The sequence below is a fragment of the Sporosarcina sp. ZBG7A genome, from assembly GCF_000813425.1.
Classification (GTDB): Bacteria; Bacillota; Bacilli; order Bacillales_A; family Planococcaceae; genus Sporosarcina.
On the sequence record NZ_JWIB01000066.1, the window covers coordinates 1 to 15,435 of the forward strand.

The window sequence follows — 15,435 nt, forward strand, 5'->3', positions numbered from 1 at the left end:
ACTTGTAGGAAACTAAGTCATTTGCTTGAGCGGATTCCTTCTCGCTTGGGCGGATTTCTTCTTGCTTGAGCAGATTCCTTCTTGCTTGAGCGGATTCCTTCTTGCTTGAGCGGATTCCTTCTCGTTTGAGCGGATTCCTTCTCGCTTGAGCAGATTCCTTCTCGCTTGAGCGGATTCCTTCTCGCTTGAGCGGATTCCCTCTCGCTTGAGCGGATTCCCTCTTGCTTGAGCGGATTCCCTCTCGCTTGAGCAGATTCCTTCTTGCTTGAGCGGATTCCCTCTCGCTTGAGCGGATTCCTTCTCGTTTGAGCGGATTCCATAAAAACTAAGAACTTCAATGCACCTGCGAAACTCACCCCATAGAAAAAAGGACCGCGCTGGCGCAGCCCTTTTTCTCATTCTATTCCTAGGTATTCTTCGAGTGTGATATTTTTCTTGAAGATCTGTTCAGATATCGGCTTGCCAACATATCGGTAATGCCACGCTTCGTGCATGTACCCTGTAATATCTTCTTTGTGATTAGGGTAACGCAAAATGAAACCGTAGCGATGCGCATTTGCGAGCAACCACCTGCCTGCCTCTGTTGTACCGAACGATGAGGATGCCCAGTGCTTTTCGTGGTTCACTTCACCAATATCAAATGCCAGACCTGTTTGATGTTCTGAGTAACCAGGTCTTGCGCTGTAGCGATCTGCCGCTTCTATTCCGTCTCGATCCACATAACGGTTGTAAAGCGTCACTTGATAGTCGTAGGAACGATATGTGCTGAACGCGGTTAAGTTAAAATTGGAAAGCTTAGCTTCCGCAGCCATTTCTTCAAATGCATCGCGAGCTTCTTTACTTTCACCCGGTGCAAAGGTTTCCGGAAGCGGATTTTTTTTGTTGGCAATTAAGATATTTTTTACATAGGTCGGTTCGCTTGGCAATTGCTGTCCCTCCACATAACCTCCATCAAAAGGTGTGTCATCCTCGCCTTTTTCTGCTGACTCTTCGGGAGGAGCCGGCTCTACTTCTGCAGGAGGCAAATTTTGTTCATCCTCTTCTTCCTTGTCTTCTGTCCCAGGGGAAGTTTCTGGTTTTTCACTATCAGAATTCGATAAACCTGCCTGTTCTAGCGTTTTCTCAACGTTCCAATCATTGGTGCCAATCCATATAATCAGTCCTACCAGAGCGGCTACAACAATTAGTAACGTCGCTTTTAGCCCTGTAGACCGCTTCTTGCTCGTTCGTCTTCTATCTTGTCTTCGCTTCATAAGAAATTTGCCTTCTTTCATATTGTCTCTTGCTATCTATTGTCAGTTTCTTGTATTTTACGGGATCATTACAAACAGTCCATTTCATAGTCTACCATTTTTTCTATCTTAGGACTACTGTGCCTTTTTAATAGTGTGTGCTATGATTACTTTTTCAGCTTGATTTTTTTAGATGAAGGATGATTCTATTGGCTAACCAACGATGGCTTTCTGCCAGTTTTTTTGTTTTCTTCTTTACGTGGGGAATCTTCCTTCCTTATTGGACCGGATGGTTGACCATTGAAAAAGGTCTCACTGTTTCTACAGCCAGTGTCATCATGGGTATCGGAATGGCAGCAAGAGCGCTCACTACTTTTCTCGTATTCCCTCTATTAACCCATAGATACTCTCTACGTAGAGTGGTTCAAGGGTTAGCGATCCTCTCACTGTTACTCGTCATTCTCTACTTGCCTGATTCTCCATTATGGGCACTTGCAGCGATCACGATTTTGTTCAGTGCGGTTTATCCTATGATTTTGCCTGCTGTCGAGAGTGGCGCAACTCTGTTAATGCAGTCTGAGCGGATCCATTATGGGAAAAGCCGTTCGTTTGGATCAATCGGATATACAGTCGCTTTACTGCTCGTTGGTGCGGCGACGTCCATTTGGAGCGAACAATCAATTCTGTATTTAATGATTGTTGGCCTTGCTGTCGCGGTTCTTTTTTTCATGAGAAGTGCACCTGCAGTTCTTGATATGGCACCTGAGCGCACTTCTTCCAATGTCTCTCAGACCAAGTTAAGGACGCTATTCCAAACAAAAGGGTTTCTGGTCGTAACAATATTAGCTGTCTTACTCCAAGGGGCTCATGCTGCGTATTATAGCTTTGGTTTCATTTACCTGGATGACCTGAATGTTTCAGGATTTTGGATTGGGGTTATATTAAACGTTGCTGTGTTATTCGAGATTCTTTTTTTCCGCGTTTCAGATCGAATGCTAGCAAATGTAAAGATTTCAACGATGTTTTTAATTGCAGCGATTGGTTCAACCGTTCGTTGGATCGTTGTATTCCTCTTTCCCATTACAGCCGTGTTCGTTGTTACTCAAATGTTGCATGCAATTTCTTTCGGTATTGCACATTATGCATTCATCCAATATATATCCACTCGTCTTCCAAAACAGCAGATCGCCTCTGCGCAAGGCATGTATGCAGCGTTTGCTATGAGCTTGAGTACTGCTTTTTTAACGATTCCTGCAGGGTATTTGTACGATATTTCTCCAGGACTCGCTTTTTTAGGAATGGCGGTATGTACAATTCCTGCCATCTTTATCGTTCTCTTTACTCGACGAAAGCTTGCGTATTAAAAAAGGAAACAGCAGCGCTCTATGCGCAATGCTGTTTCCTTTTTTCATCCTAACAATCTTAAAAATAAGATGACTGCGAGGGCAATCGCAAATAACATTGAGAGCCCTTGCATCCACCGGGACTCACGTATCATCCCTTGATTTTTGAATTGCCTTGCACGCGCACTATTCGTGAGAGCAAACAGCGCAACCATGCCAATCAATGCATTTTGTAAATCTAGCTTGATGATAAAATAGAGTGAAAATGCGCCAGCTAAGACAATACCTATTCCATAAATCCATTTACTGTTCATCAGCATATTCCTCCATTTCACAGTTAGGATTATGTTCTATAGTTAAAAAAGAAGCCGGAGTAAGCTCTCCGGCTGGTTTAAAGACTATAATTACTTACCTTTTTTCTTGTTGTTCTTATGCTTCTCATCTTCTGGATCAACGATTTCTACATCAACATGACCGTCAGCTTCAACAGCTAGTTCTGCTGCAGTATGTTTGTAGTAGAATTTACGTCCAAGGTACGTTTGGAAAATCATAAACAGACCCCCTACAGCCCAGTACAACGGTAGGGCTGCCGCCACTCTATATGAGATGAACATAATCATAATTGGTGAGATATAGACAAATAATTTCATTTGAGCTTTCTGTTGCTCTGGCATTGTCCATAGTGAAACTCTTGCTTGAACGAAGTACACAGCACCTGCAACAAGCATCATAATCATATCGGGTTTACCTAGCTCAAACCAGAGAAATTGATGACTTTTCACTACATCATCGGCATACAAAATCGCAAAGTACAGACCCATGATGATTGGCATTTGAATTACTAATGGAAGACATCCCATGTTTAACGGATTCACGTTATGCTTAGAATAGAGACCCATCATTTCTTGTTGCAACTTCATCTGTTCTTCTTTGTTGCCTGCTTCTTTTGCTGTTTTCATCTGTTTTTGGATCGTTTCCATTTCAGGTTTCAACGCATCCATTTTCACTTTCATTTCTTGCTGTGATTTGTAGTTTTTTAACATGAGTGGCATTAGGATTAAGCGAATTCCCATCGTGATAACGATGATCGCGAGTCCATAGCTTCCGTTAAATGCTTCTCCTAGAGTATGAAGCAACCAATCCATCGGTTTTACAAAAATTCCATAGAACGTCCCTCTTTTTTCCTCAACACTCGTACAACCACTTAACAACACTGCAGCTGTAGCCAACATCGTTATAAATCCAATTCTTTTTTTCACGAAATCCACCTTCACTATTTTTCAAACTATTAGCAATCCGGATTTTCATAGGAAAACGCTGATCGGCTAACGGGATTTTTTCAATTATTAACATTCGTCGTCTCTTCAAAAAGTATACCCTATTCCCGTTCACAATTACAATGAAACCTATCACGAAAACACCGATTTCATATGGACAATACAAAAAAACCTGCATTTGGTGACAATTTAGACACTTTGCAGGTTTTGTAATAGATATGGTGATTAAACACGTGTTATTTAGATTAGATGTTCGTGGTCAGATGTTTTGTTCTAGTAGTTCGTTAGTTTTGTTTCGATTTTTCAGAGTCCGATTTCGCTTCTTTGGACTCAAGCTCGTCCGTAATTTCTTTGTCTTCTTTTTTGTGATAAAGACCATCTTCTTTAGAGCCTTTCCCTTTATCTTCAACTACTTGGTTGTAGTAATGAACGCTAGTTTGAGCCCCTTCACTCACCATTTTATTGTCCTGGAAATCGTACGGATCGGACATGCCACGTTTAGTTTGATCTGAGTAGTCTGCTTTTTTAGATTGAACAAAAGAATCGACTTTCGTAACTAAATTATTTACAGCTACTTGTGCTTTGTCACGGTTTTCTTTTTTACTGAAATATGCATATGCTCCAGCTGCAATTGTTGCAAGTAAAATACCATTACGTTTTTTAGCCATGAAAATCAAACCTCCAAATTTTTACTTAACTTTTAGTATGGGTCCATGTAACAAGTATACCCCACTTCTACTTTGCCAAACGCAATGAACATTTCATTTTCATGACAAGTCTGACTATCGCTAGTTTTCGATACCTGCATTTGTTATGATGAGAGAAAGGAATGACGAGGTGAAAGCGCAATGATTCGACAAATGATTGAGGAAGATATTGCTGCCGTTCAACACATTGCCCGTGCCACTTGGAAAGATACGTATAAAGAGCTTTTACCCGAATTTGTTCAACAAAAATTTCTCGATAGCGCTTACTCAACTCCTATGTTATTGAAGCGTATGGAAAAGACAGAGGTTTTAATCGCTGAACGCGACGGTCGTGCTGTTGGATTTTTCAACATGACTCGGATTGATGTTGATGGAGATGCCGAGCTGACCGCACTTTATATCCTTCCAGACTATCAGCGACAAGGCATAGGGATGGAGCTATTTACTGGTGCATTGACGCTACTGAATGGTGCTATGAAGCTATTCGTATACGTAGATGATTTAAATGATCCCGCAAAAGCATTCTACGAGAAGCTTGGGTTTGAGTTACTTGAAGTATTTGATGAAGACTTTGAAGGGGTTCCGGTTGAAACAGCACAATATGTTTATATGATTCGGCAATCCGCTTTATGCATCTAATTCAAAAACGTCCTATTCGGAAACTACCGAACAGGACGTTTTTTTATTGTTTACAACGGACGCATTCCACCATCTTCAGGTGGTGTGTCAGTAATGATCTGTTCATCTGGAACCATTGTTTTAGGTTTCTTAGTCAAGCAAAGAATACCTGCGATATAGAGTAAGATTGAAGTAAGAGATAGAATACCTCCTGTTAATCCTCCAAGGATAAACATGATTCCTGCAAGTTTCGGATTTTTGTTATTCCAAATTTTGATCAATCCGATAATTGTAAGTACTAAACTGATGATCAGGAATACAACTCCGAGCCAGAGGAAGCCACCAAGTGCATCAAATATGTTGAAAATCATATCAATATCTGCAGGCGTCATTGTAGGATCTGAATAGAAATCCATTTCCATTTCTGTACGGAGTTCGGGATTATTGCTAAACATATTAAATATAACCGCACCAAAAATGGATGCTATGACTCCAAATACGGTAAATACCAATCCTATGATTCCTAATACTTTTTCTGCCGTTCGATTCATTTACATCGCCTCACTTTTTCTAGTTGTAGTCTACTATACGACTGAAATCACAAAACGTTTCATTTTTTGGTTACTTCTTAAAAAAGCGGAGCGCCTCAACACAGCGTTCCGCTTTTATATTTCGTTATGCTTTCACATCGTTGTATTCTTCGTATCGGTTAAACGCGGTTACTACGTATGAACATACCGCTTCCATCTTCAAGTTGTTTTCCCGAGCATATTCAGCTGCACGGTCTAGAAGTTTTTTCGCAACGCCTCCACCACGGAGTTCTTCCGAAACGAAAGTGTGATCCATGACCATGACATCTCCGAGAAGTGTCCACGTAATTTCAGCTAGCGTCTTACCACCTTGCTCATTGCGAAATGCATACGCATCTCCGCCAAGATCTTTGTATTCAAATTCCATGAGAACAGCCTCCCTTTTAATTGGATGATTCGGGTATTTAGATAATTCAACGATACTTACTTAGTTATTGAAACACGGATTTCACTGAATCCACAAGCCCTTGGAAAAATTCTTTGACTTTATCCCAAAAACCAGGATCGATTTCACCTAATTTATCTTTAACCTTTGAAGCCATATCATCCAGTTGCTGTGAGAATTTCGAGAAATCTATATCTAATTTACTAATCCGGTCCATCAAGTCAATTAGCAATTGACGATCTGCATCACTTAGCTCGATTTTGTGCTTCTCTAGTTGTTCTTTGACAATTTTTTCGACTTCTTCTTTAGTCGCAGGGTTTTTCTCAGAAATCTGCTGTTTAATATCCGTCAATAGTACGGCAACTTTGTCTTTGTCTACACCTTTTTCAGATAACGTCGTTGCAACGTCCAATTCGTCATTGGCTACATCCGTACGTTCCTTATCCAGTGATTCTCCGCTTACTTCATAGGCTTTATAGATACCGACCAATGCAGAATGCCCAGTTACTTTCTTAGGGGCAGCCACTTCCACTTTAGCATCTTCAATCCCTGCAGTCAGCATTGCTGTCGCGTACATATCTGGTGTGACTTGAGTTATATTATCTTGCGTAACGATTGAAATCACAAGCCCTTTGCCTGCATCTTGTCGCATGATTTTTGCTGAAGAATACATGCGTGCATTCGGATCGCCGTCTTTAATATACGTAACTAAATCTTTACCTGTCACTTCAATTTCTTCGACTTCAGCTTCCTCGTCAACTTTCAGACTCTTTTTCACACTAGCCTTTTCGTCATCGGAAAGGTTGGCACCGTAAACTACGATGGGTACTCCTAGCTTCTCATTAATAGTTGCATCCGCTGAAGCAATGTTCGGTAACAGCAACCCTACAGAGAGCATCAATGCAAGACTGGCAGTAAGCGTTCGTTTCATAATCTTACCTCCTTGTTTCCAATACATACGAAATTTGCTACTAAAAGGTTCCCGTTACGCTTTAAGAGACGTCCATCCATCACGCTGTTCGATTTTCCCGTCTTTCATCAATCTTCCGAGTGCCCGTTTGAAAGCGCCCTTACTAAGGCTGAACATTTCCTCGATTTCCTCAGGTGTCGACTTATCGGTAAATGGCATTTTACCGTTAGTCTCTTGTAAATATGCGTAAATCATTTCCGCGTCATCATCCAAACGTTCCTGCTTTCGCGGAAGTAGAGAACCGTTTAACGTGCCGTCTTCTTGTACATCGATGATTCGGACTGTTAGTTCTTCTCCTAGACGCGGTTCTGCAGCCATTTCGCTAGCATGAATGAAGATTCGGAAATTATCCGGAATGCTAAGCAAGAAAGCACCTACAGGCAACAAGCGATACGGACGAGCGGTTAAGTTATCATTCATGCGCCATTGTTCAGCAACGCCGATGACATCCAATACGCGTTCTTCCGTTGCCAGACGTCCGAAAATCGTTCCAGCTGGATCCGTACGAAGCGTCATATACAACGCATCATCAATCTTTGGCCATAGCTTACGGACATGCGGCAGATCCGCTTTGTTCACGAGTACTTCGAAGGCTGCACCAATATCAACGTATGCTCCAAATTTGTCATCTACCCGTAACACCCGTGCCCATCCGTATGTCCCCATCGTCATGTGCGGCAATTGCATCGATGCTGCGAGTTCTCCGCGTCGGTTCATGAAAAGGAAAACGTCTGGAGTGTCTCCTGATTGTAGTGTTTCCGGTGCTTCCGAAGCGTTCATATACAATTCTGTTCCATCTAAATCGAGTGACCAGCGTGAGCCTTCAAGCTCCAGTACCCGAACTTTTTGAACTGTTCCTGCAAGTGTATTTGTCATCTTATTCTCCCATTTCCTTAAATAATTGTTAGTAAACTTATTCGTTACGTTGTTTGAGTGCAGTCACGAAGCTTTTGTCTTCGTTCATTGCTTGTACAAGATCTGTTATTCGATCCATCGCGTCCCAGCTTAGGTGATGTTCAATTCCTTCTACATCTCCGTATATGTTTTCTTCCTTCACTCCGATAATTCGTAAAAATTGCTCTAGCAATTCATGCCGCTGTACTAGACGTTCGCCAAAATTACGACCCCGAACGGTTAAGCTGATATCTTTATAGCGTTCATAAATGACGTAGCCTTCTTTGTGCAATCGCTGCGCCATTTTCGTAACGGATGAAGGAAGGACTGCAAGCGATTCTGCGACGTCCGAAACTCTGGCCTGACCTTTTGCTTCAATTTGCAAGTAAATTTGTTCAATGTAGTCTTCCATACTCGGTGTTGCCAATCCAAGCACCTCCGGTAACATTTTATAGCCTAATATCCTGAAATAATTTTTTTTGTGTTTAACACATTTTGTTGCTGGGTATCTAAACAACATAACCAATTCAATCACAAACTCGAAAGGAGTGAACAACACATGGGTAAATTACTTTGGATTATCATTGTAGCACTAATTGCATTCTGGTTGCTTGGACTAGTTTTCAAAATCGGTGGTGGCCTTATTCATATCCTGCTCGTCATCGCACTAATCGTATTTATTCTTAATATGATTTCTGGCAGACGGTCAGTTTAAATAAAGGGATGTCGGTTTTCTCCGACATCCCTTTTTCACGTTTACTGGCTGATTTTTGCATATACGACCGTGTTTCTCAACTGTGTGCCATCAGCCGACCGATCATCATTTTTCAGCACAGCTTCTAGTTCAAAGCCTGCCCGTTCTGCAACGGCACGGCTTTTTTTGTTGAGTTCGTCACATCGAATCTCCACTCGGCGTGCACCTAGTTCATCAAATGCAAATTCCGTAATTCGTTCTACAGCCTCTGTCATGTACCCTTTTCCTTCAGAACCACTTGCTAACCAGTAGCCAATTTCAAATTTCGGAATTGACCAATCGATTCTATGCAATCCTGATGAGCCAATGAAGTCACCTGTTTGTTTTTCGAACAAGTGGAGTCTGAGATCTTTTTTTGTGATGAAATCTGCAATTCCCTGCCGCATCCGTTGTTCTGTGTCCGCTAGATTTTGTGGCTGATGCGCCCATGGCATCCACTGACGCAGAGTAGGTAATGTTTGAAGGATTGCGTTATTCACGTCTGAAACATCATTTAGTGAAGGCATACGTATCAGCAAACGTTCTGATTCAAATTGGTCCGGGAAATCAGGGATTCCTTGAATCGTCTGCGAATTTTCGTTATCCTCCCAGACTACTGGAGTTTTCTTCCCTGCCATATAGTCATCTCGCGTGATTCCGTAAGTAATAGCATCGTAATATTGGCCTTCTTCTGGAGAAAACCATGCTTGCCTCAAATGTCCTTCTTTTACAAAGCCTGACCGTTCGAACGTCTTGCGCATCGCTAGATTGTCATGTCGCGTGTGACCTGCTAGCCGGTTTTTCCCCTCCGGCAAACCAAACACATAATCTGCCATGAGTCGCAGTGCGCTTGCTCCATATCCTCTGCCTCGATAGCGATCAGCGATACGTAGATCGAACAAGGGGACATCGTCTTGTAAGTCATGGATTTTTGCGATGCCCACTTTTTCTCCGTTGTCGTTGACGAGCCAAAATGTTTTGACTTCATCTGACTCGTATCCACCTTCTCGGATTGCTTTTTCGATCAACTCGCGACCCGAATTTTCTTGCATGTGAAATGGCCATGTATTTGTTGTCATGAAGTGGATCAGCTGTTCTTGCTCCACCATTGTCCATTCTTTAAGTTGCATAAGGATGTTCCTCCAAACGACCGCTTCTTACTTTTGGATTCGCATTAATCGAAGTGAATTCAACACAACTAACAGTGTTGCGCCCATATCTGCGAAGATTGCGATCCATAGCGTCAGCCAGCCCGGGATGACGAGAAGCAGTGCAGCAATTTTTAGTCCTACTGCAAACATAATGTTTTCTTTGATAGTACGCAACGTTTTTCTACTCAATTTCACGGTATATGGCAATTGTTCGAGATCATCCGCCATCAATGCGATGTCTGCAGTCTCAAGCGCGGCGTCTGTCCCTGCGCCCCCCATTGCGATTCCAACGGATGCTGCGGCTAGTGCTGGTGCATCATTAATGCCATCTCCGACCATCGCTACACGTTTCTTGCCTTCGCTCAATTCACGGATTGCATTGAGTTTGTCTTCCGGCATGAGTCCAGCACGGACGTCGTCAATGCCTAGACGAGCAGCAATCGCTTGCGCTGTTTTGGGGTCATCGCCTGTCAGCATAACTGTAGTATCTACGCCGATTTCTTTCAATCGTTCAAGAACGAGTTTGCTTTCTTCTCTAACTGGATCTGCTACTGCAAAGAGCCCTGCAAATGCACCATCGATGACCGCACCCATCACAGATTTCCCTTCAGTCTGCATGTCTGCAGCTTGGATCTTCGCTGATTCCGGAAGTTCAGTGAGTTCTTCCATCCATCGAAGGCTTCCGACAGAAACACTTTTGCCATCCACAACAGCAACTGCTCCTTTACCTGTGACGGATTGGAAGTTTTCCGCTGTCACAACTTCGAGGTTGCGAGCTACAGATGCATTAACGAGCGCTCTTGCCAACGGGTGTTGAGAGAGACGTTCCACTGCCGCGACTGACCGCAGGAGATGTACTTCCTCTACTCCACTTGAGGTGATGATATCCGTAACTTCAGGATAGCCTTTCGTCAAAGTCCCTGTTTTATCGAACGCAACGGTTTTGATATGCCCCATTTCTTCTAAGTGGACGCCGCCTTTAATGAGCACGCCTTGACGTGCTGCGTTCCCGATTGCTGTGACAATTGCAACAGGTGTGGATACGACGAGCGCACAAGGGCACCCGACGACAAGAACAGCGAGTCCTTGATAAATCCAAGTTTGCCAATCCGCACCGAGAAGTGGAGGGATGACAGCTGTTAGCGCCGCAATGGCGATAATTGCTGGTGTATAGTATTTCGCGAACTTGTCGATGAATTGTTGCGAAGGTGCTTTTTCAGCCTGCGCATCTTCAACAAGATGAATAATTTTAGCGATTGTCGTGTCTTCTACTAATTTGGTGACGGTTACTTCTAGAGATCCTTCTTCGTTCAGCGTTCCTGCAAAAACGGTGTCGTCTACTTGCTTGGTGACAGGGACAGATTCACCGGTGATCGCAGCTTGGTTCACGGTTGAGAACCCTGAGCGTACCGTTCCATCCATCGCGATTTTTTGCCCTGGCTTGACGATTAAGACGTCTCCAATTCGAATGTCTTCAGTCGGCAGCTCGAACATCTCGTCATTTCTTCTGATGGTTGCTGAAGGCGGTGCGATGTCCACTAAGCTACTGATAGATTGACGAGCTTTGTTCATGGAGTAGGATTCGAGTGCTTCACTGATTGCAAACAAGAGGACGACAACAGCGGCTTCGCGCCATTCCCCTATGATTGCGGCACCGATAATCGCAATTGTCATGAGTGTGTTCATATCGAATTCAAGGCGTACTAAGTTTTTGAGCCCGTCGATGAACATCGAAGTTCCTCCGACCACAATCGCTATTGCAAATAAGATGATTGCGGTGGTATTGGTCTCTCCATATTTGCTAGAAGTGAATAGACCTGCTGCTAGGAATATGAGCGAAATTAGAGAGACGATGTTTTCTTTCCGTTTGAAGAACGGTGTTTTCTTGGTAGGCTTACGCTGAGAAACGGGTACAACACGGATGCCGTCAAAAGCACCTGCAGATTCAAGTTCGTCGACGGTTGCGTCACCCGCAAATGACAGTTTACTCGCACCAAAGTTGACGGTAGCCACTTCGACATTTGGAAGTCGACTGACGTTTTTTTCGAATTTCATGGCACAGTTGGCACAACTTAAGTTTTCGAGACGATATTCAGTCCTGTTCGCTTCAGCCATTCTCTTCACCTTCCATCGTATGTTCGTGAGCAATTTTCACAAGTTGTAAGACGTGATCATCTGCAAGTGAGTAATAGACCATCTTGCCCCTTCGTTCCGAGCGAGCTAATCCATTTTCTTTCAAATATCGTAAGTGATGAGAGGCTGTCGCGTTAGATGCACCAATAATAGCACCGACATCACAAACACAGAGCTCTTGTTTCAATGTTAATGAAAACGCAATTTTGAGTCGCGTTTCATCTGCGAGCGCTTTAAAGAGTTGCACCATATTTCCAACGCGGGGCAATTCCTCTTGAATTTCAACTACAAGCGCATCGTGAATAATCTGTTCATCACACGTATCTACCATTTTCAATTTCATCCGCCTCCTCATCATTCAAATGTTCGTTTGATTGTAAGGTTAGTATATGCGTTATTCTGACGATTTGCAACTACTATCAAACGATGATTTGAATGAAATGCAATTTTGCTCTTAACTTTCTGCAGTAAACGGCTTCGCAAAGCGAAGCACACCAATTAAATCTTGGTTTTTGATTGGTGAAGTGCACTTTTTCGCGACCGAGGGTGCTGATGAAGATTGGGTTGCCCGCGAGCGATAGTTGGCGCGAGGTGTTTATGATCATTTTTTTAGTTTTATGAGCGGAATTCTGGGGTTATGATCACTTTTGAAGATTTATGAGCACAATCCTTGGATTATGAGCGTTTCTCCTGATTTATGATCACTTTCCCAGGGTTATGAGCGTTTTTTGAGATTTATGAGCATCCGCAGCCACATGGGCAATACATGTAGCTCAATCGATCACTTGTCTAGGTTCGAGCACACAAAAAAGCAGAGGCAACTTTCACCCCTGCTTCATCTAATTATTTCGCTTCTAACGTCAACACGTTCCCGTCCTTCACGTCACCTTCTAAAACAGTCTCATGGAAATCACCACGGACCCAATCATCGGCTTGGTCGTGGAACCATTGCGACTTCACGTGGCCACTTTGACCAGGACCTACAATATGATAAGCTTTCGAAAGGTCATCCAGATCCGCAACAAAGCGCCACGAGGCTCCGTGATTCGCACTGCCATCGTCCTTGAACGATGCTGCCTGAACCGTAATACCTGATCCACCGACAGGTTGCTTTTTCGGATCCAAGAAATTAGCTAAAATCGGTGAAGCGCTCGACAATGGATGCGGGAATACGAGTTGATGGAAATCGCCCCACTGCCAATTCTCTGATTTATCCCCATAATCTTCTTTCAAGCTTGCCATTGTTTTTTCAAACGCATCATATACCCATTGGTCGACTCCGCCATACTCTTCCACCCAAGTAGAAGGTTCTCCCGCATACGCATTGCGCAAGAACTGATCCGTTAACTGCGGCTTTCCTGGCATGAACTCATAGACATCCGCAGGCATATCTGATGCAAACATCGTCACCGGCAATTGTTTCATGAGTTTATGGAATACGAGAGGCTGCGAGGCATCCACTGAATCCACCTGATCCCAATCTTTCATCTGAGCCAAAACTTCCTTGTATCTCCCTTTTCGGTCCATCTTTTCAATTGACCCAATCAATGAGTCCAAAAACTCTCCAGCATGTAAATTCTTTTGGTCCATTTGTAATTTCATCATATCATCCGCTGTAAAGTCGTCTCCATCGCGAAGCACTTCTGCAATCCGCTCATAGCGATACGGTTGCGCCCAAAACTTCGTAATGTGATATGGATACTTTTCGTCTACTACTTCGTTGTTTGCTGTGGCAATGAATCCTTCTTTAGGATTTACAACAGTCGGCAATTCATCATACGGAACATAACCGTCCCATCCGTATTCCGAGGAATTCCCCGGAACCGGTAGCTGAGCGTCCCCTTTTTTACGAATCGGAATTTTCCCATTCGCTTTGAATGCAATTGTACCGTCCGTTGAAGCGAAGACAAAGTTTTGTGCGGGAGCACTGAAAGCTTCCAATGCCGTTTCAAATGACTCCCAATCGTCTGCTTTGTTTAAATCCATGATTGCTTCAAGCTCATTGCTCGGCTCGAGTGCCGTCCATTGCATCGAGAACACTGCGTCTGGCTTTTCATCTTTATAAATGACATCTGTAATAATCGGCCCGTGCCTAGTGACCAGCACTTCGAAAGGTACGTCTTTTTCACCTTTAACGCTTATTGTCTCATCGCGCACTTCAGCTTGTTCCCATTCGTCGTCATATTGGAATTGGGTCGGATCATCTGGGTTCGGGATTTCAATATAGAGATCTTGGACGTCTGGCCCGACGTTTGTAACTCCCCATGCAACTTTTTCGTTATGCCCGAGGATAATTCCAGGAATCCCTGCAAAAATGACACCACTAACATTCTGTTCTGGAGACTTCAAGTGAATTTGATGCCAGATAGAAGGTGTGCTCAGTCCTAAATGCGGATCATCCGCGAGAAGTGGCATCCCTGATTTTGTTTTATCACCTGAGACAACCCAGTTGTTACTTCCATTGAATTCGTGTGGAAGTAATCCAGGGTCAAACTGCCCTGTGACTTGGACTGGATTTTTTAGATTCGCTTCCATAATGGACTCTGCATTCTCCGGATACGTGATGAACAAATCTTGGGCTTTCTCTTCAGAAAAATTATTAAGTGCCCAGTGACGCATGGCTTGAGGCGTCCACTTTCCACCAAGGTCATACGCCATATACTTTCCGATTGTCAGTGAGTCGATCGGTGTCCACTGTTCAGGCTCGTAACCGAGCAACTTGAATTCATAGGACAACTTTCCATTGTCTTTTACTTCTTCGATGAATGCATTCACGCCATCGGCATACCATCCCAAAACTTGTTTCGCTTCGTCGCTATATGTGTCGAACGATTTCTCCGCTGCATTTCTCAAGCTGAATGTGCGGAACTGTTTATCGGTGTCAATCGCTTTTGCACCGACGACTTCTGACAGTCGTCCACTCGCCTGTCTACGTGCGAGATCCATCTGAAATAAACGATCTTGCGCATGAACATAACCTTGAGCACGATACAGATCAGCATCGGACTTGGCATCCACGTGTGGGACGCCGTTTTCATCCCGAGTTACGGTTACGTTTTCATCTAATACAGCGAGCTGAACGTTCCCTTCAATCACGGGTTTCGACTTCCCTATGTAAACGTTTACAAAAATAAGTGCAGCTGCCGCGATTACTACAATCGTAGCGATGAACCATAGTAGGATTTTCGCTGGTTTCCCCATTCTCTTTTTATGCTTTGCCACGTAAGTTTCCCCCATTTCCAATTTTCTCTATACTTAATCTATATTCGTTGTAACACCATAAAATCCCTTTCAAAATGAAAGGGATTGGGAGTCCTCCTGGATAAGATTAGTGGAGGAAATTATGAATGTTTTTTGTGATTTATGATCAGTTTTCTGGCTTTCATGAGCACTTCTCACGCT

Annotated in this window: 17 protein-coding genes; 3 read left to right on the forward strand and 14 right to left on the reverse strand. The window is 43.4% G+C overall.

Going from position 1 to position 15,435, the window contains the following annotated elements:
• Positions 1 to 17: 17 nt before the first annotated feature.
• The gene (locus RL70_RS16935) at positions 18 to 338 is read right to left on the reverse strand and encodes a hypothetical protein (protein WP_156138006.1); all 321 of its coding nucleotides are present in this window, start codon (positions 336 to 338) and stop codon (positions 18 to 20) included.
• Between the two features lie 57 nt (positions 339 to 395).
• Entirely contained in the window at positions 396 to 1,253 is an 858-nt protein-coding gene (locus RL70_RS16940) for a D-alanyl-D-alanine carboxypeptidase family protein (protein ID WP_039044582.1), read from the reverse strand.
• A gap of 179 nt (positions 1,254 to 1,432) precedes the next feature.
• On the opposite strand from RL70_RS16940, the gene RL70_RS16945 reads away from it, so the two are divergent.
• Positions 1,433 to 2,596 (forward strand): MFS transporter, encoded by a 1,164-nt coding sequence (locus tag RL70_RS16945; RefSeq protein ID WP_197054139.1) that lies wholly within the window; start codon positions 1,433 to 1,435, stop codon positions 2,594 to 2,596.
• A gap of 44 nt (positions 2,597 to 2,640) precedes the next feature.
• On the opposite strand, the gene RL70_RS16950 is transcribed toward RL70_RS16945, so the two are convergent.
• From RL70_RS16950 to RL70_RS16960, 3 genes are all read right to left on the reverse strand, one after another.
• Positions 2,641 to 2,889 carry a hypothetical protein gene (locus RL70_RS16950; RefSeq protein WP_039044574.1) on the reverse strand — a complete coding sequence of 83 codons (249 nt, stop codon included), beginning with the start codon at positions 2,887 to 2,889 and terminating at the stop codon, positions 2,641 to 2,643.
• A 90-nt stretch (positions 2,890 to 2,979) separates the two neighbouring features.
• The gene (gene yidC, locus RL70_RS16955) at positions 2,980 to 3,834 is read right to left on the reverse strand and encodes a membrane protein insertase YidC (protein WP_052246026.1); all 855 of its coding nucleotides are present in this window, start codon (positions 3,832 to 3,834) and stop codon (positions 2,980 to 2,982) included.
• 302 nt (positions 3,835 to 4,136) lie between these two features.
• Entirely contained in the window at positions 4,137 to 4,520 is a 384-nt protein-coding gene (locus tag RL70_RS16960) for a hypothetical protein (RefSeq protein ID WP_039044575.1), read from the reverse strand.
• Between the two features lie 180 nt (positions 4,521 to 4,700).
• Here RL70_RS16960 and RL70_RS16965 point away from each other — a divergent pair, with 180 nt between their 5' ends.
• Positions 4,701 to 5,198, forward strand: coding sequence for a GNAT family N-acetyltransferase (locus tag RL70_RS16965; RefSeq protein WP_039044576.1), 498 nt, complete (start codon positions 4,701 to 4,703; stop codon positions 5,196 to 5,198).
• 50 nt (positions 5,199 to 5,248) lie between these two features.
• On the opposite strand, the gene RL70_RS16970 is transcribed toward RL70_RS16965, so the two are convergent.
• The 5 genes from RL70_RS16970 to mntR all read right to left on the reverse strand — a co-directional run bounded on the left by RL70_RS16970 (position 5,249) and on the right by mntR (position 8,443).
• Positions 5,249 to 5,728 (reverse strand): DUF4064 domain-containing protein, encoded by a 480-nt coding sequence (locus RL70_RS16970; RefSeq protein WP_052246027.1) that lies wholly within the window; start codon positions 5,726 to 5,728, stop codon positions 5,249 to 5,251.
• Between the two features lie 124 nt (positions 5,729 to 5,852).
• The gene (locus RL70_RS16975; protein ID WP_039044577.1) at positions 5,853 to 6,134 is read right to left on the reverse strand and encodes a GNAT family N-acetyltransferase; all 282 of its coding nucleotides are present in this window, start codon (positions 6,132 to 6,134) and stop codon (positions 5,853 to 5,855) included.
• A 64-nt stretch (positions 6,135 to 6,198) separates the two neighbouring features.
• Positions 6,199 to 7,083, reverse strand: a complete 885-nt coding sequence (locus tag RL70_RS16980; RefSeq protein ID WP_082003466.1) for a DUF1002 domain-containing protein — start codon at positions 7,081 to 7,083, stop codon at positions 6,199 to 6,201.
• Between the two features lie 54 nt (positions 7,084 to 7,137).
• Entirely contained in the window at positions 7,138 to 7,998 is an 861-nt protein-coding gene (locus tag RL70_RS16985; protein ID WP_039044578.1) for a S1 RNA-binding domain-containing protein, read from the reverse strand.
• Between the two features lie 37 nt (positions 7,999 to 8,035).
• Positions 8,036 to 8,443, reverse strand: coding sequence for a transcriptional regulator MntR (gene mntR, locus RL70_RS16990; RefSeq protein WP_025785473.1), 408 nt, complete (start codon positions 8,441 to 8,443; stop codon positions 8,036 to 8,038).
• Positions 8,444 to 8,575: 132 nt separating this feature from the next.
• On the opposite strand from mntR, the gene RL70_RS17975 reads away from it, so the two are divergent.
• Positions 8,576 to 8,731, forward strand: a complete 156-nt coding sequence (locus tag RL70_RS17975) for a lmo0937 family membrane protein (RefSeq protein ID WP_156138007.1) — start codon at positions 8,576 to 8,578, stop codon at positions 8,729 to 8,731.
• A 41-nt stretch (positions 8,732 to 8,772) separates the two neighbouring features.
• On the opposite strand, the gene RL70_RS16995 is transcribed toward RL70_RS17975, so the two are convergent.
• The 4 genes from RL70_RS16995 to RL70_RS17010 form a co-directional block, all read right to left on the reverse strand.
• A complete protein-coding gene (locus RL70_RS16995) occupies positions 8,773 to 9,879 on the reverse strand; it encodes a GNAT family N-acetyltransferase (protein WP_039044579.1) in 1,107 nt (368 codons plus the stop codon).
• 27 nt (positions 9,880 to 9,906) lie between these two features.
• The gene (locus tag RL70_RS17000; protein WP_039044580.1) at positions 9,907 to 12,015 is read right to left on the reverse strand and encodes a heavy metal translocating P-type ATPase; all 2,109 of its coding nucleotides are present in this window, start codon (positions 12,013 to 12,015) and stop codon (positions 9,907 to 9,909) included.
• Positions 12,008 to 12,364 carry a metalloregulator ArsR/SmtB family transcription factor gene (locus RL70_RS17005; protein ID WP_039044586.1) on the reverse strand — a complete coding sequence of 119 codons (357 nt, stop codon included), beginning with the start codon at positions 12,362 to 12,364 and terminating at the stop codon, positions 12,008 to 12,010. Before RL70_RS17005 ends, RL70_RS17000 begins: the two co-directional genes overlap by 8 nt.
• Before the next feature lie 512 nt (positions 12,365 to 12,876).
• Positions 12,877 to 15,234 carry a penicillin acylase family protein gene (locus tag RL70_RS17010; protein ID WP_052246028.1) on the reverse strand — a complete coding sequence of 786 codons (2,358 nt, stop codon included), beginning with the start codon at positions 15,232 to 15,234 and terminating at the stop codon, positions 12,877 to 12,879.
• Positions 15,235 to 15,435: the final 201 nt, after the last annotated feature.

Coding starts and splice junctions, on each gene's coding strand:
- RL70_RS16950 (WP_039044574.1), bottom strand. CDS start 2,889: ATGAACAGTAAATGGATTTATGGAATAGGTATTGTCTTAGCTGGCGCA.
- RL70_RS16970 (WP_052246027.1), bottom strand. CDS start 5,728: ATGAATCGAACGGCAGAAAAAGTATTAGGAATCATAGGATTGGTATTT.
- RL70_RS16980 (WP_082003466.1), bottom strand. CDS start 7,083: ATGAAACGAACGCTTACTGCCAGTCTTGCATTGATGCTCTCTGTAGGG.
- RL70_RS16960 (WP_039044575.1), bottom strand. CDS start 4,520: ATGGCTAAAAAACGTAATGGTATTTTACTTGCAACAATTGCAGCTGGA.
- RL70_RS16940 (WP_039044582.1), bottom strand. CDS start 1,253: ATGAAGCGAAGACAAGATAGAAGACGAACGAGCAAGAAGCGGTCTACA.
- RL70_RS17005 (WP_039044586.1), bottom strand. CDS start 12,364: ATGGTAGATACGTGTGATGAACAGATTATTCACGATGCGCTTGTAGTT.
- RL70_RS16975 (WP_039044577.1), bottom strand. CDS start 6,134: ATGGAATTTGAATACAAAGATCTTGGCGGAGATGCGTATGCATTTCGC.
- RL70_RS16965 (WP_039044576.1), top strand. CDS start 4,701: ATGATTCGACAAATGATTGAGGAAGATATTGCTGCCGTTCAACACATT.
- RL70_RS17975 (WP_156138007.1), top strand. CDS start 8,576: ATGGGTAAATTACTTTGGATTATCATTGTAGCACTAATTGCATTCTGG.
- RL70_RS17010 (WP_052246028.1), bottom strand. CDS start 15,234: ATGGGGAAACCAGCGAAAATCCTACTATGGTTCATCGCTACGATTGTA.
- RL70_RS16945 (WP_197054139.1), top strand. CDS start 1,433: ATGATTCTATTGGCTAACCAACGATGGCTTTCTGCCAGTTTTTTTGTT.
- RL70_RS16995 (WP_039044579.1), bottom strand. CDS start 9,879: ATGCAACTTAAAGAATGGACAATGGTGGAGCAAGAACAGCTGATCCAC.
- RL70_RS16985 (WP_039044578.1), bottom strand. CDS start 7,998: ATGACAAATACACTTGCAGGAACAGTTCAAAAAGTTCGGGTACTGGAG.
- RL70_RS17000 (WP_039044580.1), bottom strand. CDS start 12,015: ATGGCTGAAGCGAACAGGACTGAATATCGTCTCGAAAACTTAAGTTGT.